This is a genomic window from Blastococcus sp. TBT05-19 (assembly GCF_003319095.1).
Lineage (GTDB): Bacteria > Actinomycetota > Actinomycetes > Mycobacteriales > Geodermatophilaceae > Blastococcus.
In genome coordinates this window covers 131,298-156,905 of the sequence record NZ_QOHI01000006.1, presented here as the reverse complement: position 1 = coordinate 156,905, position 25,608 = coordinate 131,298, and the positions used below count along the sequence as shown (strand labels likewise).

Below are 25,608 nucleotides of genomic sequence, written 5' to 3'. Positions count from 1 at the left end.
GCCGGATCGGGTGAACACCAGCAACTGCCCGAGCGCAGAATGCCGAGGAGGTGACCGCCTCCAGGTCGCCGGGATGGGGGAACGCGTGGATGCGCTCGGGCAGGGGCCTTTCGACACCAGCGGCATCGAGGTCGGCGCCGACGGCATCAAGCGCTACACGGGCCTGACGGCCAACCTCGTCACGCTGCTGCGGGAGACCGTCGAGCGCCATGGCGACCGGACGGCGATCGTCGAGCTGGGCGGCCCATCGATCACCTACGCCGAGCTGTGGGACCGCGCCAGAAGGGTCGCCGGCGGCCTTCGCGCGCTCGACGTGAACCCCGGCGACCGCGTCGCCATCAACCTGCCCAACGGCCTGGACTGGGTGCTCGCCTTCTGGGGCGGCCACCTGGCCGGCGCCGTCGTCGTCCCCATGAACACCCGGCTCTCGGAGCCGGAAGCCGACTACGTCCTCGGCGACTGCGGAGCCGCCTACGTGGCCAGGCCGGGGGAGCCGCTGCCCGACGGCGAACCGGTCGAGCTACCGAGCCCGCAGCGCAGCGACGTCGCCGCGCTCTTCTACACGTCCGGCACGACCGGCCGGCCCAAGGGCGCGATGGTCACCCACGACAACTTCGTGACGACGGTCGAGAGCGTCATCCGCTGCCGCGAGCTGCCCCGCCACCCCGACCAGGCGACGCTGATCTCGGTCCCGCTGTTCCACGTCACCGGCTGCTGCTCGCAGTTCATGACGCAGGTCGCCGTCGGCGGCACGTCGGTGATCATGCCGCGTTTCGAGCCGGCCGCCTTCCTCGCCGCCATCGCCGAGCACCGGATCACGCTGGTCACCAGCGTGCCGACCATCTACGAGCTGGCGCTGCGGCACCCGGACTTCGCGACGACGGACGTGAGCAGCGTCCGCACCCTCAGCTACGGCGGTGCGCCGATCGCGCCCGAGCTGGTGCACCGCCTCCTCGAGGCCTTCCCGACGGCCCGGCTCGGCAACGGCTTCGGCCTCTCGGAGACGACGGCGCTGGCGACCTTCCTCCCGCACGAGTACGCGGCCACGCACGCGGACGCGGTCGGCTTCCCGTCGCCGGTGAACGACGTCCGCCTGCACCGCCCCGACCCGATCACCGGCGTGGGGGAGCTGCTGGTGCGCGGCCCGAACGTCGTCGCCGGTTACTGGGGCGCCCCGGAGAAGACGGCGGAGACGATCGTCGACGGCTGGCTGCACACCGGCGACATGGCGACGATCACCGACGGCATCGTGCGGATCGTCGACCGGGCGAAGGACATGATCAACCGCGGCGGGGAGAACGTGTATTCGGTCGAGGTCGAGAACGCGCTGGCCGCGCACCCCGACGTCGTCGAGGTAGCGGTCGTCGGCGTCCCGGACCCGGTGATGGGGGAGAAGGTGGGCGCCGTCGTCCTCCCCCGGCCGGGTGCCGACGTCGACGCGCTGGTCGGGTCGCTGTGCTCGTTCGCCGGCGAGCGACTGGCCGACTTCAAGACGCCGCAGTTCGTGCGGGTGGTCGACGGACCGCTGCCGCGCAACGCCGGCGGCAAGGTCCTGAAGACGGCGCTGCGCGAGGCCGAGGGCTGGATCGCCGTCCCGCGCTGACCGGCGTCCTTCGCTACGTTGCCGGGGACCGACCCCCGGCGACAGGAGCACCCGTGCGCATCGGCATGCCCATCTCCTACAGCAGCGGCTTCGCGGAGACCGCCGCGGTCATCGCCGAGTACGAGAGCGCAGGCCTCGACACGGTCTTCGTCGCCGAGGCGTACTCCTTCGACGCCGTCAGCCAGCTCGGCTACCTGGCCGCGAAGACGACGACGATCGAGATCGCCTCGGGGATCCTGAACATCTACTCCCGCAGCCCAGCCCTGCTGGCGATGACCGCCGCCGGCCTGGACTTCGTCTCCGGCGGCCGGTTCGCCTTCGGCATCGGCGCCTCCGGCCCGCAGGTGGTCGAGGGCTTCCACGGCGTGCCGTACACCGCGCCGCTGGCCCGGACCCGCGAGGTCGTCGAGGTCTGCCGGGCCGTCTGGCGCCGGGAGCGGCTCGACCACCACGGGAAGCACCTCGACGTCCCGCTCACCCCCGAGCGCGGGGGCAGCGGGCTCGGCAAGCCGCTCAAGCTGATCAACCAGCCGGTGCGCGAGCGGATCCCGATGGTGCTCGCCGCCATCGGCCCGAAGAACGTCGCGCTCGCCGCGGAGCTCTTCGAGGGCTGGCAGCCGACCTTCTTCCTCCCCGAGGGCAGCTCGACGGCGTTCGGCGACGCCCTCGCCGAGGGGACGGCGCGCCGCGACCCGGAGCTGGGGCCGCTGCAGATCGTCGTCGACACCCAGCTGCTGATCAGCGACGACGCCGACGAGCAGGCCGCCGCGCTGGAGCGGGTGCGGGCGCAGCTGGCGCTCTACGTCGGCGGGATGGGCGCGCGCGGCAAGAACTTCTACAACGACCTGGCCGTCCGGTACGGCTACGAAGACGAGGCCGCCACCGTGCAGGACCTCTACCTCGCCGGACGCAAGGACGAGGCCGCGGCGGCGCTGCCGGAAGAGTTCGTGCACGGGGTGTCGTTGGTCGGCCCGCGCGGGCACGTCGCCGAGCGGGTGGCCGCCTTCCGCGAGGCCGGGGTGACCACGCTCAACGCCACCCCGCTGGCCGCCGAGCACGCCGACCGGCTGCGATCGATCGAGGTGCTCAAGACCCTCGCCTGAGGTCAGCCCGCCTGCACCAGGGGCACGACGGAGCCGTCGGCGGCCAGGTGCAGGCTCCAGTCGCCGTCGTCCAGGAGCTCGCGCAGCGCCTCGAGCCAGGCGTCGTCATCGGCGGTGACCACAGCCGGGCCCGGTCGGCACAGCGCGAGGGCCAGGTGTCCACGGCCGCCGAGTTGGTCGCTCAGCACCTGCTCGTGCAGCTGACGCAGGTTCACGAGCATCAGCACGTCGGGCACGCGCGGGACGCCGTCCACCGGGATGACGATGGGCAGCTGGCGACCGTCGGCGCCGAACCAGGTGAGCCACAGGCTGCGCGCCGCGAACTCCGGTGGGTCGAGCAGCGAGTACCAGCGGGCGGTGAGCTCGGCGGCGGTGCGGACGGGGACATCGGCGAGGGCGGGCGTCGTCATGCCGGCCACCGTGTCAGCTCGCGGGGATCCCCGTGAGCGTTGTCCACAGGCCCTGCTCGGCACGCACGACTAGCCGACTGTCGTCATTCGCCGCGTCTGGCAACTCCAAGGCGATCTCAGGTCGCGGGGCCCGGAACCGGCGACGGGTCCGCTGGCGGCACGGCGGGTGGCGGACTGACCGTGGACGGCGTCGTCGGGGTGGATGGCAGCGGGAACTCCACGTCTCCCTGCAGTTTAGTGACGAGCGCGTACCCAGCTCCGCTGATGAGCACGATCGAGAGAACCGCAAGCACGATCGCTCGGCGGAAGACCTGACCCGGGGAGCCCCCAGCTCGGATCAGCCACGCCCGGACAGGGCCGGGCTGGTACGTCGCGTCACTCCGGGCGCGGACCGCAGCCGCAGCGACGGCATACAACTTGAGCGAGTGGAGTGCGATGGCGGCAACCGTCAGGACGGAAACGGCCAGCCCCATCAATTGGTAGGCCAGGAAGAGAGCCCAGTCGATCCCGAACCGCTCGAACAGTTCGCGGAGCGACGCCCGACGTTCCCCGGCCTCCAGGAGAGCAGCGAATTCGGCGCTGTCGAAGCCCGCCGCGGGGTGGCTGAGGAAATAGATGCTCACAAGGCTCGCGCACACGAGAAGGACGTTGATCCACACCTGTGCGAGTTGGCTCCTGGCATAGGAGACGGCGCGCACTCGGGCCACGACCAGAGCACCGATCGGCAGGAACATGGCAAAGCCGCTCACCGACAGAACGGTCAAGGTCACCGCATCGCGGTACCGGAGGTAGCCGACCATGACGAGGAGTGCGGCGATGCCTGCGAGTACGAACGGGGTGTAGTCATCGCCGGTCGTCGACCCGTCTCGCGGAGCATCCCTTCGTTCCGCCCTCCGGCTGGGCGAACTCTGCACGACCTCCCGCACCGTTGTGCTGTTGATGATCACCCGGTTGTCCTGCGTGACGTCGAACGTCCGGTTACCCACGTGGACGGGTCCGTCGAATCGGCCACCGGAGATCGTGTTCCCGCCGGTCTGCCCCGTCTGACCGGTACCGCCGGAGTTCCCGGTCTGGCCGGGTCCGCCTGGCCCACCGGTCCCGCCGGCGTTTCCGGTCTGCCCGTTGCCTCCCCTTTTGGGCAGGAACAGTGGCAACACGGCGCCCACGACGGCCCCAGCCAGCGACGAAGCGAACGCCACCAAGATTTCGCTGGTCTCCACGGTCCCCCCGGCCCCCGTCGCTACCGACGTAGCTTCGTTGAGCGGGCAGGTTAGCGGGACGAGCGGTGCTCGGACTCGTTTCTGTACCGCAGAGTCTCGGCTTCCGGCGTGTCAGTCCCGGCGTGTCTGGACGAGGGTCGCCACACGCGTAAATGCCTAGATGCGTGCAGTCGTGGCGTCGTCCTCGTCACCGCCGAAGTAGTGGTCGAGCACCTCGCGGAAGACCGGTTCGTCCGACGCCCGCGCGAACAGCGTCATCGAGGACCGCAGCTTCACCGCGTCGATCGAGCCCATGACCGCCACCGGGTCGTCGACGTCCAGGGCGGTGAGCGCGCGGGCGCACTCGACCAGCCGCCGGCCGAGCACCGGGTGCGCGAGGTAGGCGCGGGCCTCGTCGAGGTCGGCGATCGCGAACCGCTGCGCCATCCCGCTGCGACCGAGCCCGGCGATCTGCGGGAAGACGAACCACATCCAGTGCGTGCGCTTCTCGCCGCCGCGCAGCTCGGACAGGGCCTGGTCGTAGGTGTCGCGCTGGGCGTCCACGAACCGCTGCAGGGGATCGGTCACCGATCGACCCTCGTGCCTGCGCGACGCGGCGGCAACCGCGTGTGAGATCTCCGACTGCCCCGATCCGGTCGCGGACTGCCGATGAGACCAGGGAGGCGACGGACCCTTCGCTACTCCCGTCGCCGGGGGGATCGGAACGGCATGGCTCGACATCAGCGGATCGGCAACGCCCTGGCGGTGCTCGGCGGCGCACGCCCCGAGCTGCTGGAGGCCTCGCCCGGAGCGCGCCCGAAGTTCGTGGCGCTGGGCGGCGTCCTGCTGAGCACGGGCGGCCTCGCCGTCCTGTCCGCCGCCTTCGCCGTGCACATGGCGATCGGCGTCTGGTGGCCGTTCGCGCTGCTGCTGGGCGTGGGCTGGGGCGCGGTCATCGTGAACCTGGACCGGATGCTGCTGGTCGGCATGGCGCACGACCCCTCGCTCAAGCGGAACGTGGCGCTCGCCGTGCCGCGCGTCGCGCTCGCGCTGATCCTCGGCGTCGTCGTCGCCACCCCCCTGACGCTGCAGATCTTCCACAAGGAGATCGACACCGAGATCGTGACCATGCAGGCCGAGGCCGCCGACACCTACCGCCAGGGCCTGGCCGCCGACGCCCGGTTCGCCGGGCTGCCGGACCTCGAGGAGAAGATCGCCACCGGGCGGTCGATCGTCGCCAGCGGCGGGCGCACCGACCCCCAGCTCGCCGTCGTCCAGGGCACGGTGGCGGCCAAGCAGGCCGCATACGACATGGCGACGTCGACGGCGCTGCAGCTGGAGACGAAGGCCCAGTGCGAGCTGGACGGCACCTGCGGCACCGGCGAGGCCGGCACCGGGACGGCGTACCAGTCCGCCCGCGCCAACGCCGACGCGCAGACCGCCGTCGTCGCCGCGGCCAAGGCCGAGCTGGACGCCGCCCTCGCCCAGGCCTCGGACGCGCAGGAGCGCAGCGCCGCCCAGGCGAAGGCCGCGCTGGCCACCGACGAGGCGGACTTCGAGCGGCTGACGGCGGAGCAGGACCGGCTGCAGGCCGCGTTCGACTCGGCGAACGAGGGCTCCGGCGGGATCCTGCTGCGGCTGGAGGCCCTGGACCGGCTCAGCGACACGAACGGCACCCTGTGGGCCGCGAAGACGCTGCTCTCGCTGCTGTTCATGAGCATCGAGCTGCTGCCCGTGCTGATGAAGCTGCTGCTCAACTTCGGCCCGCCCAGCGCCTACGACAAGCTCGCCGCCATCCGCGACGACAGCGACGTCGCGGTGGAGGAGCTGCAGCAGGAGTCGCGGCGGATCGTGGCCGAGGCGCAGGAGGAGCTGCTGGTGCTCGCCGAGAAGGAGCGGGTCGACCGGCAGAAGGAGGCCATCCTGGCGCGCCGCCGGGCCGCGCTGGCGGCGGCTGCCGCGCAGACGCTGGCTCCCGCCGCCGAGGTGCCGTCCGCCGAACCGGCCGCGGACAAGCGGCCCCTGTGGGACACCGGCCCGATCATCGGTCTGGCGCGCGAGGCGGCGGTGCGGACCGTCCGCACCGTGCGCCGGAAGCCCTCGGACCGGGTCCCGACGTCGGTCTGAGGCGCGTGTCACTCCGGCCGGGCGCGCGCACACCGAGGGGAACCGGCTAGACAGGTGCCATGACGGAGCTGACGACGGCGACCGGTGGCGGCATGCTCTCCCGCGAGGAGATGGACGCCGCCCGCGAGCGGCTGCCCATCGTGTACGTGGACGTGGTGCCCGTGCGGGTGGACGAGCACGGCGTCGTCACCGCCGTCGGGCTGCTGCTGCGGGCCGGTGAGGACGGGCAGATCAAGCGGGCCCTGGTCTCCGGTCGCGTGCTGTACCACGAGCGGGTGCGGGCGGCGCTGCTCCGGCACATGGAGAAGGACCTCGGCCCGCTGGCCCTGCCGCGGATCCCGCCGGCGCCGCAGCCGTTCACCGTCGCCGAGTACTTCCCGACGCCGGGGGTGACGCCGTTCCACGACCCGCGGCAGCACGCGGTGTCGCTGGCCTACGTCGTGCCGGTGGAGGGCGACTGCGCCCCGCAGCAGGACGCGCTCGAGCTGACCTGGTTCTCCCCGGACGAGGCGCGCGACCCGGGCGTGCTCGCCGAGCTGATGAACGGGCAGAGCACCCTGCTGCTCCAGGCGCTGGCGCACCTCGGTCTCTGAGCCACCCCTCGGGGGGAGACCGGAGCCGTCGAGCACTCCGGTCGGTTCAGTTCCACAACTGCACGGCCGACGTCCACTGCATGCAGATCAGGCGGACGGCGCCCGAGCTGGCCACGCCGCGCGTGGTCGCCCGGACCGCTGGGCTGCTCACGGTGATGGCGGGACTGGCCGCCGTCGCGCTCGTCCTGGGCACTCCCGGCGGGCTCGACGAGGTGCCGCGCGGCATCGTCGCGCTCGGCCCCGTGAGCTGCCTGCTCGGCCTGGTGATGATGCGCTGGGGCCACCGGGTCCGCGTGATCTTCTTCCAGGCGCTGCTCGCGATCGGCTCGTCCGCCATCGGCGTCTACGCCCTCCACGCGCCCACGGCCGACGGCGTCGTCGCGCTGCTGGCCCTCATGAGCTTCGTGTCGATGGCCGCGTTCCTCTTCTTCCCCCTCCTCTGGGCGTTCGGCTTTCTCACCGAGCTGCTGGTCATCGGCGCCGTCGTGGTGCACCTGCGGCCCGATGTGTCCGTCGGAGCGGCCGTGGTCGTCGCCGTCCTCGTGCTCGGTGCCGCCGGGGCGATGGGCGTGCTGGCCCAGCGCGCCGCCACCGCCGCCGAGGACGCCTTGACCGGGCTGGCGAACCGGCGGGGCTTCGACGAGGTCCTCGACGCCGCGACGCACGCCGCCCTGCGCACCGGTGAGCCGCTGTCGGCGGCGCTGTTCGACCTCGACCACTTCAAGGCGGTCAACGACGCCAACGGGCACGCGGCCGGCGACGAGATGCTGCGCGAGGTCGCCCTCTCGTGGGGCCCGCTGCTGCCGCCGCGGGCGCTGCTGGCCCGGCACGGCGGCGACGAGTTCTCCCTGCTGCTGCCCGGTCACGACGGCGGGCGGGCGCTCGCCGTCGCCGAGTCGCTGCGGGCGGCGCTGCCGCACATCGGGACGTCGGTCGGCGTGGCCCAGCTGGGGCTCGGTGACTCGCCGTCGGACCTGATGCGCCGCGCCGACGCCGCGCTGTACCGGGTCAAGTCCTTCGGGCGGGGGCGCAGCGAGCTGGACGCCGAGACGCAGTGCCCGCTGGCCCGCGACCTCGCCGCCGCGCTCGCGGCCGGCCGGTCGGGAGGGCTGTCGGTGCACCTGCAGCCGATCGTCACCCCGGCCGACGGCGGCATCGTGGGGGTGGAGGCGCTGGTGCGCTGGACCCGCCGCGAGCGCGGGTTCGTGTCGCCGGCGGATTTCGTGCCGGTCGCGGAGAAGGAGGGCCTGGTCGGCGCGCTGGGGGCCTTCGTGTGGACCGCCGCGTGCGAGGACGCCCGGACGCTGGCCGAGGCGACGGGCCGGCCGCTGTTCCTGAGCATCAACGTGTCGGGCCTGGAGCTGGACGACCCCGGCTTCTGCGACCGCGTGCTGGCGACGCTCGCCGTCACCGGGTGGCCGGCCGAGCGCACGGTCGTCGAGGTGACCGAGAGCCTGGTCGAGGCCGAGACGGCGCGGTCGGTGCACGCCCTGCACGTGCTGCGCGAGCACGGGCTGCGGGTGGCGATCGACGACTTCGGCACCGGCTACTCGGCGCTGGCCCGGCTGGACACCCTGCCCACGGACTTCCTGAAGCTCGACAACTCGTTCGTCGCCGCGATCACGACGTCGACCCGGCGGGCGCGGCTGCTGCGCAGCGTCATGGCGCTGGCCGACGCGCTGGAGCTCGTGCTCATCGCCGAGGGTGTGGAGACGCCGGAGCAGGCGCAGGTGCTCGCCGGTCTCGGCTGCCCGCTGGCGCAGGGCTACCTGTACAGCCGGCCGCGGCCGGTGGCCGAGCTGGTCGCCGAGCTCGCCGCGGTGAGCCCCGCGAGCTGACTCCGCAGCGGGTCAGACCAGCTCGGGGACGCGCAGCTGGTGCAGGACGAGGTCGAACTCGGCGACCTCGGTGGCGGACATGTGCAGCGCGCGGCGGAACTCGTCGCGGATGTAGGTGGCCCGCTGGCGGGAGGCCTCCATCGACCGGCGGTCGGCGTAGACGGCGGTGAGCGAGTTGTCGCCGGTGCGCCGGTCGAGCAGCAGGCTGAGGCTGCAGAAGCCGGGCATCTCGTCCATGCGCGGGATGAGGTCGGTGCGGAAGACGTCGAGGACGCGGTCCATGTCGGCCGGGTCCACGCACGACCAGGTGACCCGGGCGCAGGCGTCGTCGCCGGCGGGGTGCAGCCGGTGCACGGCCGCGATCTCCCACTCCCGCACCTCGGAGTCGGTGGCGCCGAACTGCCGGGTCGCGCGCTCGCGAAGGGCGCGCACCCGCTCGCGGGTGCCGGCGATCGCCTCCTCGGACTGCCAGGCGGTGGTGACGATGACGCGGCCGGAGCCGCGGTCGCACAGCATCGAGAGCCCGATGCAGCCGTCCATGTCGCTCACAGCGGGGAGGACGGTGTTCCGGACGTCGGCCATCCCGCCGTCCATGTGGTCCGGGTCGGCCGTGATCGTGGTGGTCCGGGCGTGCATGACGCCCTCCCTTCGGGGACAGGCGCGGCGTCTCTCGCGACGACCATGCTGCTCGGCTGCCGGGCGCTGTCAACGGGTGCGCGCGCGGCTTCCGCGTCAGGCGGGGACTGCGGCCTGCCGGGTCGACGCGACGTGCACGACGGCGGCGGCGACCACGATGCCCGCGCAGACGGCGGGGGCGGCGAGCGCGGTGGTGGGGTCGAGGCGGTCGACGACGAGGCCGGTCACCGCCGAGGTGACCGCCTGGCCGACGACGACCGCCGAGCCCAGCATCGTCATGGTGGTGGCGCTCCGGCCGGTGGGGCTCAGCTGCGCGGCGAGGCTGTAGAGGGTGACCAGCGTCGGGCCGATGCCGAGCCCGAGGATCGCCAGCGCGATCACCAGGCCGGTGACCGACCGCGCGCAGGCGAAGGCGACCGCCGCGGCGAGCAGCAGCGAGCCGAACACCAGCCAGCGGGCTTTGAGCGTGAAGCGGACCGGCAGGGCCGCCGAGCCCAGCGCGAGTGCGGCCGAGCCGATGCCCATGACGCCGTAGAGCAGGCCCGCGCGGTCGCCGTCGCCGTCGGCGGCGAGGAAGCCGGTGAGGCTGGTCAGGGTGGCGCCGAAGAAGAAGCCGACGCCGAGCGTGCCGACGACGACGGACATCAGCGGGATGCGGAGGAGCTCGCGGACGGGGGCCGGCTCCACCGGGGTGGCGTCGGTGCCCGGATCGACCTGGCCGGTGTGGTGCAGGGCGAACGCGGTGACGAACACGAACGTGAGCACCGAGGCGCCGGCGATCGCGACCCACGGGGCGATGGCGCTGGCGAGGATGCCGACGAGGAACGGCCCGACGATGAAGACGGTCTCGTCGGCGGCCGACTCGTAGGCCATCGTGCCGGACAGCGTCTTCTCGCGGCGGTCCGCGGCGACGTGCCGCTTGATGATGGCGACCAGGCGGGTGCGCGACAGCGGCGCGACCTGCGGTGCGCTGGCGCCGATCAGCACCGAGAGGGCCAGGACGACGGCGTCGGCGGCGGAGCTGGAGACGACGAGGACGAACGCGCCCAGCAGGCTGGCGTTGAGCAGCCCCACCGGGACGAGCACCCACCGCTGACCCCAGCGGTCGACGGCGGCGCCGAGCAGCGGACCGGCGAGCGCGGTACCGAGGCCGGCGGCGGCGGAGTTCAGCCCGCCGAGGGTGACCGAGCCGCGCTCGGCGACGACGAGCGTGAGGACGCCGACGACCATCATCGCGAACGGGAGCCGGGCGATGAAGGCCAGCGGGAAGTAGGGGAGACCGGCGTGCTTCAGGAGCGCGTTGTCGGTCGAGCGCGTGTGGAACATGACCTCTGAACTTCTCGGATCAGGCGTGCCGCCTTGATCCGCCGGCGGGCGCCGACAGCAGGTAGTTACACACGGGACGTGCAGGTTCGGCGCCGATCCTATCGCTGTGTCCGGCCTGACGTTGGCGGACGTCGCCGCAAGAAGTGCCGTGCCTGCTGACCTGCTGGTCGTCGGGGAGGCGCCTGGTGACCAAGTTGCAAGCGTGGTGCCTAGGGCGTCGCAACGCGCGATGAGCCTGGGGAACCGAACCGAGCGAGTCACGATTGCCGCGAGCGCGCCAACTCGACCCAGGGCTGCGCTTTCCCCCGCAGATTCAGGAGCCGATCATGGACGACGACATCCAGCTCATCAGTGACGGGAACGGGTTGGCGGTCATCGGCAGCCCGGGCGCGGTCGAGCGCTTTGTCACTTCCGCGGGATTGCCGTCGAAGGACCTCGGGCTGCGCCGGCTGGGATCGGCTTTCCAAAAGGGGTCTGCTTTCGCTCAGGCGGGCTCCGAGATCGCCACACACGCCGGGCGATGGGTGAAGCTGACCGAGGAGTCGGCGAAAGCCATGGCGAACAGCCCGCTGATGAAGGGTTCGCAGGACAACCTGTCGCGCGCGATCGCGATGAAGGACGGCAAGACCAAGCACATCCTGGAGATCGTCAAGTCGCCGGGATCGAAGCTGTCCAATCCGGCTGTTCTCACGGGCGCTGCCGGCCTCATGGCACAGCTGGCCATGCAGCAGGCCATGGACGAGATCACCAACTATCTCGCCGCGATCGACAAGAAGGTCGACGACGTACTCCGCGCCCAGACCGACGCGGTACTGGCGGACATGATCGGTGCCGGCATGGTGATCGACGAGGCCATGGTCGTTCGGGAGCAGGTGGGCCGAGTCTCGGAGGTCACGTGGTCGAAGGTTCAGGCTGCGCCGATGACCATCGCAAGCACCCAGGGGTACGCCCTGCGCCAGCTGGATGCGTTGGCAGAGAAGCTGGAGCGCAAAGACGTCGGTGATCTCGCTGAGGCTGCCGCGGAGGCGCAGTCCAAGACTCAGGAGTGGCTCGCTGTCCTGGCCCGTTGCTTCTCGCTGCAGGACGCGCTCGGCGTGCTCGAACTCGATCGGGTTCTGGATGCGTCCCCGGAGGAGCTGGATCAGCACAGACTCGCGCTCCAAGTCGCGCGGGAGAACCGTGTTGAGGCGATCTCGCAGACCACCGAGGGCCTGTTGACCCGCATCGCGGCGGCCGCCGACCTGGCCAACGCGAAGGTGCTCCTGAATCCGCGCAAGTCTCGCGTCGTGGTTCAGTCGGGCAACGAGGTGGCGAGCAACGTCGTCGAGTTCAGCCTGCGCCTCGGGCTGGAGAGCGGCCGCGAGTTGGTGGAGGCGCGGCGCTGGGCCGACGCGGCCGCGGAGGCGCGGGACTCGGTACTTGCGACCGGGGCGGAGGGCGTCGACGCCGTCAAGCATCTCGGTAGCGAAACCCTCGACGCCGCCAAGAGCTTTGGTGCCGAGACCGTCGGCCGGGCGCGCTGGGCGACGTCCAAGCTGTCCAGGGGGCTCGCTGAGCGGGCGGGGCGCCGGCGCGGGCACGACGAGGTGCACGGCAAGGACTGACTGCCCGGCACCGGGCTTCGCGCGAACGTCGCGCGCAGCCCGCGCGAGCAACGGCACCGGCGAGGCACCGTCGCCCGACCGGGTGATACGGATCCGGAACGTGTCACTACCGTCCGGTCTGATCCGCCCGAGGCCGGGCAAACGCCTCCAACGGTTCACCGATGACGGGGGTACAGGCGATGCAGCGACTCGACGGGCGGCTGGTCCTCAGCCCGACCGACCTGACGTCACACCAGGAGTGCCGGCACCTCACCCGCCTGGACCTGGGGGTGGCCGACGGGGAGTGGTCGGGGTCCGAGGTCGAGACGACGGAGGAGCTGCAGTTCGTCTTCGACCGCGGCATGGCGCACGAGGAGAAGTACCTCGCCTCGCTGGGGGCCGAGGGCAGGACCATCACGCGGATCGAGACCGTCTTCGATGCTGCAGGTCGTCGCCGGGCCGAGGCCGAGACGGTCGAGGCGATGCGCAGCGGCGTCGACGTCGTCTATCAGGGGACCTTCTTCGACGGGGCCTGGGGCGGCCAGTCGGACTTCCTGCTCCGCGTCGACCGGCCGTCGCCGGCGTTCGGGGACTGGTCGTACGAGATCGCCGACACCAAGCTCGCGCGGAAGCTCAAGGTCGCAGCACTCCTGCAGATGGCCACCTACGCCGAGCGGCTCACGACGCTGCAGGGGGTGGCCCCGGAGTTCGTCTACGTCGTCACCGGCGACGGCGTCTCGCGGCCGTGGCGGCTGAGCGACGTCGCCGCGTACGCCCGGCGCGCGCGGAACCGGCTGGAGACGTTCGTCGACGCGCCGCCGGCCACCGGCCCCTCGCCGATCGGCCACTGCGAGCAGTGCCGCTGGGCCTCGCGTTGCAACGGGGAGCTGCGGGAGGCGGACGACCTCGGTCTGGTCGCCGGCATGCGCGGCGACCACCGGGACCTGCTGCGGGCGGTCGGTGTCCCGACGCTGGAGGCGCTGGCCACGGCCTCGCCGGAGAGGCTGAAGGCGTCCGGCATAGGTGCCGACGCGCGGACCAGGCTGCAGCAGCAGGCAGCCGAGCAGCTGAAGGAACGGAGCACGGGGGAGTCCTCGCGCACGCTGCTGGCACCGGTCGAGGGCCTGGGCCTGCTCCGGCTGCCTCCGCCGAGCCTGGGCGACCTGTACCTCGACTTCGAGGGCGATCCCTGGTTCGAGGACGGCGCGGGCATCGAGTACCTCGCCGGGCTCGGCGACCGGTCGGGCGGCTTCCTGCCGCTGTGGGCGCACGACCGCCCGGCGGAGAAGCAGATGGTCGCCGACCTGATCGACCGGATCGTCGCCGCCGCGCAGGCCGACCCGGCGATGCACGTCTACCACTACGCGCCCTACGAGGTGACCGCGCTCAAGAAGCTCACCGGCGGCTACGGCGTCCGGGAGGCGGAGCTGGACCAGCTGCTGCGCGAGGAGCGGTTCGTCGACCTCTATCCCGTCGTCCTGCAGTCGATGCGGATCAGCAAGGAGTCGTACTCGATCAAGAAGGTCGAGGCGTTCTACGGCCGGTCGCACGAGGGTGAGGTGGCCAGCGGGCTGGGCAGCGTGCTGGTTCACGAGCAGTGGCTCCGGGACGGCGACGCCGCGAAGCTGGCCGCGATCGAGTCGTACAACAAGGAGGACGTCGACTCAACCCGCGAGCTGCACGACTGGCTGGAGGGCCAGCGCGCCGAGCTGGAGGCGGAGCACGGTTCGTTGCCGCGGCCGGTAATCGAGGTCAAGGCTCCGGACGCGAAGGTGACCGATGCGCAGGCCGCCGAGCTGGAGCTGTCTGCGCGCCTGCACGAGGCCGGGCACGAGCTGCTGGGCGACCTCGTGGGCTGGCACCGCCGGGAGGACCGGCCGGCGTGGTGGGAGGTCTACCGCCTGCAGGACCTGGACGCCGAGGAGCTGGAGCAGGACGGGACGGCGCTGGGCGGGCTGTCCTTCGAGCGCTACGTGCGCCCGGAGAAGAAGAGCCATCTGTACGAGTACTCGTTCCCGGTGCAGGAGACGAAGGTCACCACCGGCGACGCGCTCGACGTCGACACCGCGAAGAAGGTCGGCGAGGTCTTCGAGTTCGACGCCGCGGCCGGGCGGCTGGTGCTGAAGACAACCGCCGCGGAGGCGCCGCTGCCACGCGGCCTGGGGCCGGGCGGGCCGCTCAACACCAAGAGCCTGCGCGAGGCGATTCAGGCGACCGCCGACGACGTGCTCGCCGGCCGCGACTGCCTCGGTGCAGCGCTCGTGGAGCGCTGCGTTCCCGCGGGAACGCCGCTGCTGCCCGGTGAGTCGACGACGGACGCGATCGTGCGGCTCGGGTTTGCGCTGGACGGCGAGGTGCTGGCCATCCAGGGCCCGCCGGGCAGCGGCAAGACGACGGCGGCGGCTTCGCTGATCCGCGAGCTTCTCGACGCCGGCAAGAAGGTCGGCGTCACGGCGACCTCGCACGCGGTCATCGGCAACCTGCTGAAGGCGGTCGGCCGCCCGGCGCTGCAGAAGTGCACGGAGGAGCAGTCCTGCGGCGCGCCTGGCGTCGAGTGGTCGAACGACAACAAGGCCGTCGCGCGGAAGCTGCAGGCCGGCGACGCGGACCTGGTCGGGGGCACGGCGTGGTTCTGGACCCATGCCGACGTGGCTCAGGCCGTCGACGTGCTGGTGGTCGACGAGGCAGGACAATTTTCGCTGGCCAATGCGGTGGCGGTGGCGCGAGGTGCGCGGTCGATGGTGCTGCTCGGCGATCCGCAGCAGCTGGCCCAGCCGAGCCAAGCGGTGCACCCGGGGGAGTCGGGCGCCTCGGCGCTGGAGCACCTGCTCGACGGCCACCCGACGATCCCGGCCGAGCGCGGCGTCTTCCTCGACCGCTCGTACCGGATGCACCCGCTTCTGACTCGGTTCGTGTCGGAGCTGGCCTACGAGGGCCGGCTGGAGGCGGCGGACGGTCGCGAGGGCGTGGCGGTGCTGGGGGAGGGGCCGCTGTCCGGGAGCGGGCTGCGGGCGGTGCCGGTGCGGCACGAACTGACGGCGGCGGACAAGAGCCCGCAGGAGGTCGACGTCGTCGCGCGGCTGTGGCACTCGGTGCAGGGCTCGACGTGGCGGAACCACGAGGGCGTGAAGACGCCGATCGGGCCGGCGGACGTGCTGGTCGTGGCGCCGTACAACGCGCAGGTTGGGCTGATCAAGGCGGCGCTGCCGGCCGGGGCGCGGGTGGGGACCGTGGACAAATTCCAGGGTCAGGAAGCGCCCGTCGTCCTGTACTCGATGACCAGCACGAGTGCCGACGACGCCCCTCGCGGCGTCGGGTTCCTCTACGACCTGAACCGGCTGAACGTGGCGGTGTCGCGGGCGCAGGTGCTGGCCGTGGTGGTGCTCAGCCCGCTGCTGCTCGACGCCCCGGTGCGGACGCCGGAGCAGCTGCGCCGGGTGAACGCGCTGTGCCGGCTGGTGGAGTCCGCGACGGTCGTCCCGGTAGACCCGGGGTCCTAGACGCCGAGGGTCAGCTGCGGGACGCCAAGGGCTGGTTATTGGCCCACAGGAGGAACTGGGCCGCCTGCTGCAGGTCGGGGATGTCGTTGCCGACCAGCGACCGGAGCAGGTCGTTGCTCCAGGTGGCCAGGCGGCCGATCGTCCACGTCGTCTTCGCGGCCGGCGGTAGATCGAGGTCGAAGACCAGCTTGGCGAGCTCCTTCTTGCCGTCGGTCGCGGCGGAGTACTTCAGGACCGGCAGCCACCGGTCAGGCTCGACGACGCACAGGACCTTGGTCAGCAGCGGCTCCTTGTTGAACGACGGGAAGCCGATGCCCTTCTTCCCGTCGATGAGCTGGGTGAGCCGGTCCTCCAGGCGCAGGTTCTCGGGCCCGTAGAGCAGGTGCTCGATCGACTGGCGGACCAGGTGCGCCGCCTTGTCCTGGCCCTGGGTCTTCCAGGCCCGGTTGAGCCCGGACATGTTGCCGGGCGAGGCGATCGTGGCCGAGTTGGCGAAGTGCAGGAGGTCGTCCGCCGGCGCGGTGGACAGGTTGTCGCGGCTGAACAGCTCCTGGTAGCGCTCGCGGTACTCGGCGACCTCGGGGTAGGGCTCGGGCCGGTCGAGGAGGAACTCCGCCTGCAGCGTCGCTACGCGCTCGCGGATCTCGTGGCGGACGGCGGCAGGCGTGGGGAACTCGGCGTGCAGCGAGTCGATCGTCTGCACCGCGGCGGCCGGGGTCGCGCTGAGCCTCGCCGCGCAGCCACTCGGTGCCGCAGTCGTTGCAGTGGATCAGCAGCCGGCTGTCGAACTGGGGCGTGCCGTTGATGTCTTCACTCGAGCAGTTCGGGCAGGCGATCAGCGCCACGAGTTCTCGTCCTTCGGTTGATCCGTGCGGGATCGGTGTCCCGTCGTGAGGACGTCGGCCGGGTGGGCGGACCAGAAGCGCTGGTCGCCGCCGGGGGATGACGTGAGCTTCCCACGTCATGGGCGTCCGGCCGTCGTTCCGGAGTGAACGAACTCGGGACCTGTGGTTGCCGGACTTGCTGCTGACCGCCTCCCCGGGTCCGGTGTGAAGGGCCTGCCCGGTCGTGGTCTGATGCCTGTCAGGTGGTGGTGACCGACGGCGGCGTCGGTCCGCTCGGCGGAGAGGTGGGGCTCGTGACCGGTACGGGTGAGGTTCTGCTCGAGGTGGACGGCGGCGTCGCGATCGTGACGCTCAACGCGCCGGACCGGCGCAACGCGCTGACCCCCGGGATGGCCGACGAGCTGATCGCGACCTTCGACGAGGTGGACGCCAAGCCTGAGGTCGGTGCGCTGGTCATCCGGGGTGTCGGCAAGTCGTTCTGCGCGGGCGGCGACGTCGCGACGCTGACCTCGGCCGGCAAGGACCCGGCTGCGCCCGACGCCTACGAGGGCATGGGCAAGATCTACGACTCCTTCTACCGGCTGGGCCAGGTTCGCGTGCCCACGGTCGCTGCGGTGCGTGGCTCGGCGGTGGGCGCCGGCATGAACATGTTGCTGGCGGCGGACCTGCGGATCGTCTCGAAGGACGTGCGGCTCCTGGCCGGCTTCCTCAAGCGCGGGATGCACCCCGGCGGTGGGCACTTCGTCATCCTGTCGCGCCTGATCGGCCGCGAGGCCGCGGCGGCGATGGCGCTGTTCGGCGAGGAGATCAACGGCGACAAGGCCGTCGAGCTCGGACTGGCATGGGAATCGCTGGACGACGCCGCGGTCGAGGACCGCGCGATCGAGCTGGCTCAGCGGGTGGCGGCCGACCCGGAGCTTGCGCGAGTGGCGGTCGGCAACTTCCGCAAGGAGGTCGTCAACGGTGCGATCCCGTGGGATGTCGCCATGCAGTCCGAGCGGCCGGCGCAAATGTGGTCCATGCGGCGCTCAGCTGGCTGAACGTGCCTTCGCGGGAAGGGGAGGGCGCGGACCTCGATGGGGGTCCGGCGTGGTCTGCCGGACCTCTAGCATCGATGGCGTGTCCGGCGATCTCCCTCTCTTCGGTGACGAGCCGCAGGAGGAGCCTGCCCAGCCCGTTGCCAAGGAGGGCCTTATCGCCGACTGGCTGGTGAAGGATCTCAGGTCGGCGTTGACTGCTCGAGGCCTGACGAGCATGGCGGAGCGGCAGCACGCGGTTGAGACTGTCGTCGGGCGGCCCGTTGAGTCTCTGAAGTCGCTGACGCGTTCGGAGGCATTGCGCGTCGTATCGGTACTCGGATCGACGCCGATCCCAAAGGCGAGTCAAGCCTCGGCGTGGGACGCCCGCGATGAGGACACTTGGATCGACCGGCTTTGACGAGGCCAGGAACATCCTCAACGCTCCCCACACCAGCAAGATAGCTTTCGCTGTCATTGGATGCGGCGGAGTAGCCCCCGGAGTTGCTGTCCTCTACCCGACCCCCGACCGCGACGCCGATTGCAACAGCCATTCCAACTGCCGCGTCAGCGACCATCACATCAACCCCTTTGAAGTAGGCAGCCAAGGCTGCCAGACCACTCGCGACCAACAGAGAGTTGAACTTCGCGATCTTCGTGAGGCGTGCGCGGTCAGGTGCACCAGCACCCGCCGCCGTGGAGCGGCGGGCCGTCGGGAATCGAGTACAGGACAGCAACTCCGTGACCATCGTCGCACGGGAGGCGGGTCGACGTCCAAGCCGGCGTTCAAGCGGACAGAAACTCGGCGAAACGCTCTGCCAGACGATCGGTATCCGGGCGGTCGCTGCGACGGCGAGGGATCTGCATGAGTGGCTGACCATGATGACCCTTCAGGCCGTGACGCAGCATCGGGCCATCGATCTCGTCGAGGAGCCGGTAGTGGATTTGAACTGTGAGGTCAGGTCGGATACCGAGAATGTTCCGGTCGTAGGCGGCATGGTGAATCTTGCACAAGGCGAGGCCGTTCGGCACCACGGCGGCACCGTGAGGACGCGAATCAGGGATGATGTGGGCTGCGTCCAGGAGTTCACGGTGGTTGAGCGAACAAACGGCGCAGCGCACCTCATAGGCAGCCATGACCTGATTAGTGAAGACGGGCTGGTGCAGCCGGCGCTTCGTCATCGACAGCAGCCAACGGCGTAGGGACTCCTCGACGGGCGAACCGGGCCGGACGGTTCTTTGCTCTGCGGTCAGGGCCATCACGAACTGATCGTGAGCTGGTTCCTCAGCAATCAAGTACACCGGAAAGATCGCCTGGAAGACAGTCGAGCGTAAGCCGAAGAACCAGATCAACGGTGTCCCCTGGGCCATCGCACTTCGTAGGCCCTCGTTCTCCGCGCGGCCCAGCGCGTCCCGACGCAGCTTGTACCGGTGGAGTCCGTCCGGTCCCTCGCTGTCGTCGTACGGTCGCGCCGTGCCGTTTTTTGGAGCTCCCGTCATGATGGACAGAGCCGCCGACCAGCCCTGAGGACGTCGGATGCCCCTGCCTCTATCGACTAGGGGGAATCGCTCACCACCTGGCCGAAAGTCGTTCGAAAGGGTCAGTCGATCAACCGGCTTCGTCCCGTCGAGAGTGACTTTGCTAAGCCAGTTGATGGCCGCCGCGCGGACGTACTGCTCCTTCAGCTCCATGACGCCTCATGGGCTGCGAGCTGAGGCGGTGACTCGCTCACCGCTCGCCCTCAGCGTTGAGCTCTTCCATGGCGGCCGTTGCCAGCCGTTCCTGCTCCAGAGCAACGACTTCGCGAGCTAGGGCGACCTCGGAGATATCGACGGCTTCGGGTGAGGATTCGGCGATGTCGCTGCGCCGCGCGTACTCGTCGAACAAGCGGGCCTTGCTGTCCAGGATCTCGAGCATGCGCTGATCCACGCTGTCTTGTGTGAGGAGCCGGTGGACCTGCACCGTGCGCAGCTGCCCCATACGGTGCGCGCGGGCGATGGCCTGAGCTTCCATCGTCGGCTTGACCTGGGGCTCGCACAGGATGACGACCGACGCGGCCTGCATGTTGAGACCGACGCCGCCGGCTTGGATTTGGCTCACCAGCACTCCGTGTCCGTCCGCGCGGGTGAAGTCGTCGATGAGTGCTTGCCGCTTTGGAGGAGAGACGTCGCCGGTGAGCGGGCCGAACGCGCGGGAACCGAGCGCCCGGTGCACGGTGCTGAGGACCTCCCGGAAGTACGAGAACACGATGACCTTGTGGCCGTTCGCGCCTGCTTCGTCTGCAATCTCCAGTAACCGCTGCACCTTGGGCGAGGTGATGGGGTCTCCGCTGGAGAAGGCCGCTCGGCGCATCGCCATGAAGTTCCCCTCGGCCACCGCCCGTCGGTATGCGATGAGGTCCGCCTTGCCGAACTCCTCCCACTCGTCGACCTGCACAAGGTCGGGCAGCTCGGAGAGCACGTCCTCCTGGTTGCGGCGCAGGTACACCGGCGCCACTGACCGGCGAAAGGCGCCGGGGCCCGCAATTGCCCGGCGACCTTCCACCGTCGGCATCACGGCCGGATGAAGGCGCTCGACCAGGCTGGCGAACTCCTCGACGCGGTTCTCCATGGGTGTTCCGGTCAAGAAGAGCACCCGCTCTGCGCGCGCGGCCATATCGGCCACTCTTTGGGATCGCTGCGCGTGAGGGTTCTTCGCATAGTGCGCCTCGTCGACGACGAGCATTGCGAGATCCAGGTCCGCTGGAAGGTTCAGATGTCGCAAGGAATCGAACGTGGTGACTGCGACGTCACCACGCCGGAGCCATCGGCGCTCGTTGGCGATGCGCTCGAAACCGTGCAGCTGGTAGGGCAACAGTTTGCTGTGTTGCCGTATCTCTCTCATCCAGTTGATGAGCACGCTGGCCGGGCAGACGACGAGGAAGTGCTGGCTGCCGGCTGCTTTGAGGTGCGCGAGGGCGGCGATGGCCTGGATCGTCTTGCCGAGGCCCATCTCATCGCCAATGATGACTCGCTCTTGGGCGAGGGCGAACCGAGCGCCGAAAGACTGGTAGCCGCGAAGCGAGACCGTGGCGAAGGTGGCATCCAGGGGTTGCGCGTGCACGCGCGCGACGATGTCCTCTGGCAGGTAGCCCTGATTCGCGGCGTCATCCGTTTTCAGGTCAACAAGCAGACCGAGTAGCGCGTAGTACTCGGCCGATCGCTTGGCGAAATCCGCCCAGGCATCCTTCGCTGACGGACGGCGTTCCTCCATCACTGACTCTGCGCTGCGGAGACGCGACCACGCATCGCGGGCGTCAGCCCACGCGATCCAATCGTTCACTGCTGGCGCACCGACGGTCGCACCGGTGCGGCCGCCGGTGAACAAGGCGACCCAGCCGCGCGCGGGCACCGCGGTGTCGCGCAATCCAGCGAGCTCAGCAGCAGCGCGCTGCAGGTCCTCGTCCAGACCAGCAGTCGCGTGATGGAGCCGAGCCCATCGATGCAAAGCCACGACCACGCGCGTGCCGAGCGAGTCGTCAGGATCGAGGTCGATCCGGAACTTCAGGTCGTCGTCGACTGCGGTCGCTACCTGCTGCGCCGCGGCGTGGGCCTGCATGGCGGTCTTGTCCCCGACTCCGTCGATGGCCTGCAAGCGCCGCACACCAGCGTCGAGCACAGCGAGCACGGTGCGGAAGCCGGCGGCCTCAATGGCGGTGAGTCGTAGGCCACCGGAGGTGGCTTCCTTGAGGCGCGCCGTCGGGATCTTGTCCAAGTCCCGGCGGACCATTTCGGACCTGAGGGCATGGAAGGCCGGGACGACCGCGTCGCGGGCCTGTGCGGTCGCGGTGGATAGGGGTGCGGCGAGCCGCGCGAGGAGAGCTGCTTTCTCGACCTGCCTGACGGGCAGCAAGGTTGCGCCTGCGTCCTCAGCGCCAAAGGCGCCTGCGAGCCGGCCGTAGTACCAATCGGGACGACGTTTGACATCCGCCCAAACGTCGGTGCCGTCCGAGGCGGCCCTTCGCAGCTCCTCGCGCCCCATTGCGAGGGCGTCGTGGACGTTGTTTGATTCGGAGTGCTCCAGAAGACGATGGAGTTCCAAGAGAGCACTTTGCGCGGTTTCACGCCGCTTGGCTCCGGAGAACAGCATCTTCATGCGGCTGGTCGCCGATGATGCGCCGGCCAGTGGCTCGGTTAGCTCTCTAGTGACCTGCCGGGCCAGCTGCTGTGGCTTGCCCAATGTTCGCTGAACCCGATCCGCCCGCCGCACCGCTGTCACGATGTCGGTGGCGCGCGGACTGCCCGGGTCGAGATCGACGCGGCACATCATGGCGGCGGTCGTGCCACCTCGAGTAGGACGCTGTGGATCTACTCCGATTGCGGAGGCGCGCTCATATTCCTTGAGAAACGTTAACGCTAGGTCGTTCAGGGCGCGGGCGCGCTCGACCAGGTCCTTCGCCGGCGCCCCCGACTTGACAGCGGCCTCGGGCGCCATCGTCAGTGGTCCTCGAAAGATGATTGGTCGAAGCCCAGCGTTCGAGCGTTCTCCAGCACGATCCTGATCTTGTCGTCCGGGAATCCGCTTGCCGACTCGGCGGAGATTTCGACTCGGATCTCCAACGTCGAGCCACCGACGGCTGCGAGCTGCTGCAGCACCTCTTGGCTGAGCCGGGTCAGGTCGCGGCCGTAACGCTCGGGGTCGAGCCGCAAGGTGCCGAAGTACCGCGTCGGCTGACTCGGTCCTGGCGGAGGCAACGGCGGCGTCGGGCCGATGACTGAAGGCACCGGCCCGGGCCCCACTGGACCTGGCCCGGGCGGCGGGACGACGTCGGCCGCGATCTGCTGGTTCGCGACGGCCGGCACGACAAGCAGAGTGCTGTCGGTGATCTGCCCGAAGAGTGCGTCTCCTCCGGGCAGCACGAGGCCGTTGTACCGACCGGACGTCTCGTCATAGGAGTCGGCAAGGGCGAAGCCTTCCCGTTCCCACGTCATCGACATCAGCGTCGATTCGACGCCGTCGACCAGGACCGAGCGGTCGCGGAGGCGAGTCAGGTATGGGTACCGGCAGTAGTAGCCCCATAGCTCACCCACCGAAATGTGGCCGCGTTCCCACTTGGAACTGAGCCGTTGGTCGAGGTCGAGCCGGATGGCCCGCGCCGCCACCGAGCCCGCGAGCAGGCCAGAACGGGTGAGCTTGTCGGTGACCCGCTCTGCCAGCCGAGGGTTGGCGCCCTCTGCCTTCTCCACGGCGAGCACTGCACCGCGGCCCGGATCGGGCTGCTCGGGAACCAACACCCAGTGGTAGGTCTGCGCGATACGGGCCGTGACGTCATCATTGTTACGCGCGACGTTGGACTCGACTTGCTTGAGCTGCTGCGGCGAGAGGTCGAGTTCGTCGCGCCGGCCCGATACCCACGTCCAGGCCAGGTAGTGGCGCACGGACTCGGAGAGCTCGTCCAACCGTTTGGAATCCGGCGCCAGGAAGACCAGCATGTTGCGGTTGGTTCGCTGCGCGGTGCCCCGGCGCTCGAATGCCTCGCTGGCAAAGGCCATCGCGGGCGAATCGGCGGCACCCTTGGAATGCGGTCGAGAGGGATGCAGCAGCGTGAGGCGCACCTCCTCGCCGTCCAAGATCTCCGCGGACGCGTCCGGGGCAACGGCAACAGCTGCGAACCCGCCCCGATGCCGCGCCTCTGGCTGCAGGCGGCGGACGATCTCGGCCCAGACTTCCTCGGGCTTGTCGCGCAGGCCGTCGGCATAGTCGGCGGCCGTCCTGGTGACCGACGCCTGGGTGTCGTACCAGTAGCGGTTGCCCTCGGCATAGAGGTACGTGGCGCGCTGCGAGAGCAGCTCCACCGCAGAACCGAAGTTGCCGACCGTGTCGCCTGGCACCGCGGCACCGAGCCACACCCGCTGGCGCTCCACTCCTCGATGCGCCGAGCGCAAGGTAGGCGCTGAGCCGATGAACATGGTCCGGGCCAGCCGGCGGGTGACCGCTCGCGCGCCGAGCAGCGGACGCTCGGTATCGACCCGGGCCGGGGTGGAGTTGGTGCCGTCGATGTCGGTGTCGATGATCGGCTTCCACGAGTCAGGCAGGTACTGAGTGATTTCACTGGCCACGGTCGGCACGTCGAGCGGGACGGTGCCGGGCAGGATCATCGGCGAGGCGTCCTGTGCAACCCAGAGCGCATGGACGACGGTGCTCATCAGTCGCAGTACGCCGCGGGTGCGCTGGAACCGCTCGAGGGTCGACCAGTCCTCGTACAGCCGGTCGAAGAGTTCCGGATGCAGGGGATAGGCGGCCTTGATGCGGTTCTCGTAGGCGGTCTCCTTGACCTCCCGCGGGAACTCGCCGGAGTGGCGCGCGTAAAACTGCACGAATTGCCGCGCGACCGCGGCGATGTCCGCCGAGGCGGTAGCGGTCGGTTCAGTGAACAACCGCCGCCGGACGATCTCGAACGACTCCTGCGACGATGCGGGCCGCCACTGGTCGGCGACCCGTCGAACGACGTTCTGCAGCCGCTGCAGCGCTTCCTGACCGTTGGGACCGCCGACCTCGATCGCCGAGCCGCCGGCACCAGGCTCCTTCTCCGGATCGTGCGAGGCGGGAATCGAAATGACCAGCAGCACCCCTGGAACCGTCTTTACGACCTCGGTCAGTGACTGCGCGAAGGTGAACTGGGTGTCGAAGGTGCCTGCCTCGAGGTCTTCTCTGTTCCAGAGCTGGCGCGCGTACGCCACCCACTCGTCGATCAGGATCAGCGCCGGACCGTAGTCGGCGAGCAGCCCGCGCAGCAGGTCCCCCGGGTTGGTGCGCTTGGCGTCTGCCTCGGCCAGGCGGTCATAGGCTTCGCGCCCGCCGAGCTGCCAGGCGAGTTCGCCCCAGATGGTGTTGACCTGGGTGCCGTCGTCCTTGCGGTCACCCGTGGGCTTGAGGTGCGTGCCGACGAGCACGACGCGACGCACATGCTGGGGCAGGCCACGGTCACCGACGAGGTCCTGCACTTCCTGCGGCATCGAGCGCACCGGCGTGCCCGACATCAGGTGGTAGAGGGCGAGCATGGAGTGCGTCTTGCCGCCGCCGAAATTGGTCTGCAGGTTGATGATCGGGCTGGCGTTACCGTCACCACCGATCCTGCGGACTGCGCGGTCGAGCAGATCACGCAGGCCTTCGGTGAGGTAGGTGCGGCGGAAGAACTCGACCGGCTCGGCGTACTCGCGACCGAGGGACGGGTCGTCCTCTCCGAACTTCACCGCGTGCAGGTCAGCGGCGAACTCACTTGAGGAGAAGTTGCCCGAAGCGACGTCGTCGTGCGGTGCCAGCACCTCGCGCCACGGCTTGAGGCCCTGACCGGCGACCGAGACGGTCGCGTCCTGCTGGCGGACGAGTTTGCGCGTCTCGGCCTCGAACTGGGCGCGCTGGTGATCGGCGCGCAACCGGCGCACGCCCTCGGCCTGCGGGACGGCGCCGACGGCGGTGAGCAGCCGCTCCATGGTGTCCAGCGCTCGGTAGGTGTCGTCGGGGCTGAACGCGGCGTTGTGCGCGTGCCGGTTGCGCACCTCGCGCAGTTCGGAGGCGAAGGATTGCTCGACCCGTGACAGGTCACTAGCGAAGATCCGCCATTCCTCGGTGAGCACCCGAAGCAGCAGGCCGGGGTCTTCCTTGATGTGGGCCACCTTGCGCCCGTGCTTGGCCTCGTCGCGTGCTTCGAGCAACGCCACCCAGTCTCCGCCGTTGGCGCCTGCGGCGGCACTCATCCGCGGCGAGACAAAGGGCAGCAGCCCCTCGGCCAGCAGGTCCAGGGCCTTGCCGACCCGCTCCTTGTTGCTCAGCGTCGCCATTCTCGATC

18 protein-coding genes are annotated in these 25,608 nt (G+C 70.2%); 9 read left to right on the top strand and 9 right to left on the bottom strand.

All coding sequences use genetic code 11. The features are described from left to right. Positions 1-73 precede the first annotated feature (73 nt). Positions 74-1,603, top strand: a complete 1,530-nt coding sequence (locus tag DQ244_RS16335) for a class I adenylate-forming enzyme family protein (protein ID WP_113812556.1) — start codon at positions 74-76, stop codon at positions 1,601-1,603. 53 nt (positions 1,604-1,656) lie between these two features. Beyond that, a complete protein-coding gene (locus tag DQ244_RS16330) occupies positions 1,657-2,706 on the top strand; it encodes an LLM class F420-dependent oxidoreductase (protein ID WP_113812555.1) in 1,050 nt (349 codons plus the stop codon). A 2-nt stretch (positions 2,707-2,708) separates the two neighbouring features. Here the strand turns inward: DQ244_RS16330 and DQ244_RS16325 are convergent, their stop codons facing one another. The 3 genes from DQ244_RS16325 to DQ244_RS16315 all read right to left on the bottom strand — a co-directional run bounded on the left by DQ244_RS16325 (position 2,709) and on the right by DQ244_RS16315 (position 4,903). After that, positions 2,709-3,116: a hypothetical protein gene (locus DQ244_RS16325; protein ID WP_113812682.1), complete on the bottom strand. Its 408-nt coding sequence runs from the start codon at positions 3,114-3,116 to the stop codon at positions 2,709-2,711. Positions 3,117-3,232: 116 nt separating this feature from the next. Continuing rightward, positions 3,233-4,336 (bottom strand): hypothetical protein, encoded by a 1,104-nt coding sequence (locus DQ244_RS16320; RefSeq protein ID WP_147251547.1) that lies wholly within the window; start codon positions 4,334-4,336, stop codon positions 3,233-3,235. 156 nt (positions 4,337-4,492) lie between these two features. Then, positions 4,493-4,903, bottom strand: coding sequence for a DUF1810 domain-containing protein (locus tag DQ244_RS16315; protein ID WP_113812553.1), 411 nt, complete (start codon positions 4,901-4,903; stop codon positions 4,493-4,495). Positions 4,904-5,044: 141 nt separating this feature from the next. On the opposite strand from DQ244_RS16315, the gene DQ244_RS16310 reads away from it, so the two are divergent. From DQ244_RS16310 to DQ244_RS16300, 3 genes are all read left to right on the top strand, one after another. Next, the gene (locus DQ244_RS16310) at positions 5,045-6,442 is read left to right on the top strand and encodes a DUF4407 domain-containing protein (protein ID WP_113812552.1); all 1,398 of its coding nucleotides are present in this window, start codon (positions 5,045-5,047) and stop codon (positions 6,440-6,442) included. A gap of 59 nt (positions 6,443-6,501) precedes the next feature. Continuing rightward, positions 6,502-7,035: an NUDIX hydrolase family protein gene (locus tag DQ244_RS16305; protein ID WP_113812551.1), complete on the top strand. Its 534-nt coding sequence runs from the start codon at positions 6,502-6,504 to the stop codon at positions 7,033-7,035. 80 nt (positions 7,036-7,115) lie between these two features. Continuing rightward, positions 7,116-8,873 (top strand): bifunctional diguanylate cyclase/phosphodiesterase, encoded by a 1,758-nt coding sequence (locus DQ244_RS16300; protein ID WP_113812550.1) that lies wholly within the window; start codon positions 7,116-7,118, stop codon positions 8,871-8,873. A gap of 12 nt (positions 8,874-8,885) precedes the next feature. Here DQ244_RS16300 and DQ244_RS16295 read toward each other — a convergent pair whose 3' ends face one another. Next, positions 8,886-9,509: an antibiotic biosynthesis monooxygenase gene (locus DQ244_RS16295; RefSeq protein WP_113812549.1), complete on the bottom strand. Its 624-nt coding sequence runs from the start codon at positions 9,507-9,509 to the stop codon at positions 8,886-8,888. Between the two features lie 96 nt (positions 9,510-9,605). Next, a complete protein-coding gene (locus tag DQ244_RS16290) occupies positions 9,606-10,835 on the bottom strand; it encodes an MFS transporter (protein WP_113812548.1) in 1,230 nt (409 codons plus the stop codon). Between the two features lie 326 nt (positions 10,836-11,161). On the opposite strand from DQ244_RS16290, the gene DQ244_RS16285 reads away from it, so the two are divergent. Together DQ244_RS16285 and DQ244_RS16280 are read left to right on the top strand one after the other, a co-directional pair. Further along, positions 11,162-12,439 (top strand): hypothetical protein, encoded by a 1,278-nt coding sequence (locus tag DQ244_RS16285; protein WP_113812547.1) that lies wholly within the window; start codon positions 11,162-11,164, stop codon positions 12,437-12,439. Between the two features lie 179 nt (positions 12,440-12,618). After that, the gene (locus DQ244_RS16280) at positions 12,619-15,918 is read left to right on the top strand and encodes a TM0106 family RecB-like putative nuclease (RefSeq protein ID WP_113812546.1); all 3,300 of its coding nucleotides are present in this window, start codon (positions 12,619-12,621) and stop codon (positions 15,916-15,918) included. Between the two features lie 10 nt (positions 15,919-15,928). Here DQ244_RS16280 and DQ244_RS16275 read toward each other — a convergent pair whose 3' ends face one another. Further along, a complete protein-coding gene (locus DQ244_RS16275) occupies positions 15,929-16,621 on the bottom strand; it encodes a hypothetical protein (RefSeq protein ID WP_113812545.1) in 693 nt (230 codons plus the stop codon). Positions 16,622-17,005: 384 nt separating this feature from the next. Between DQ244_RS16275 and DQ244_RS16270 the strand changes: the two genes are divergently transcribed. After that, positions 17,006-17,803: an enoyl-CoA hydratase/isomerase family protein gene (locus DQ244_RS16270; RefSeq protein WP_233491654.1), complete on the top strand. Its 798-nt coding sequence runs from the start codon at positions 17,006-17,008 to the stop codon at positions 17,801-17,803. A gap of 79 nt (positions 17,804-17,882) precedes the next feature. Then, positions 17,883-18,200: a hypothetical protein gene (locus DQ244_RS16265; RefSeq protein ID WP_147251546.1), complete on the top strand. Its 318-nt coding sequence runs from the start codon at positions 17,883-17,885 to the stop codon at positions 18,198-18,200. A 365-nt stretch (positions 18,201-18,565) separates the two neighbouring features. On the opposite strand, the gene DQ244_RS16260 is transcribed toward DQ244_RS16265, so the two are convergent. The 3 genes from DQ244_RS16260 to DQ244_RS16250 are packed head-to-tail and all read right to left on the bottom strand — an operon-like array spanning position 18,566 to position 25,600. Further along, positions 18,566-19,471: an HNH endonuclease gene (locus tag DQ244_RS16260; protein ID WP_113812543.1), complete on the bottom strand. Its 906-nt coding sequence runs from the start codon at positions 19,469-19,471 to the stop codon at positions 18,566-18,568. 37 nt (positions 19,472-19,508) lie between these two features. Beyond that, on the bottom strand, positions 19,509-22,253 hold the full coding sequence (locus tag DQ244_RS16255) for a DEAD/DEAH box helicase (RefSeq protein ID WP_199580439.1): 2,745 nt from the start codon (positions 22,251-22,253) through the stop codon (positions 19,509-19,511). Positions 22,254-22,255: 2 nt separating this feature from the next. After that, entirely contained in the window at positions 22,256-25,600 is a 3,345-nt protein-coding gene (locus tag DQ244_RS16250; RefSeq protein WP_113812542.1) for a Swt1 family HEPN domain-containing protein, read from the bottom strand. Positions 25,601-25,608: the final 8 nt, after the last annotated feature.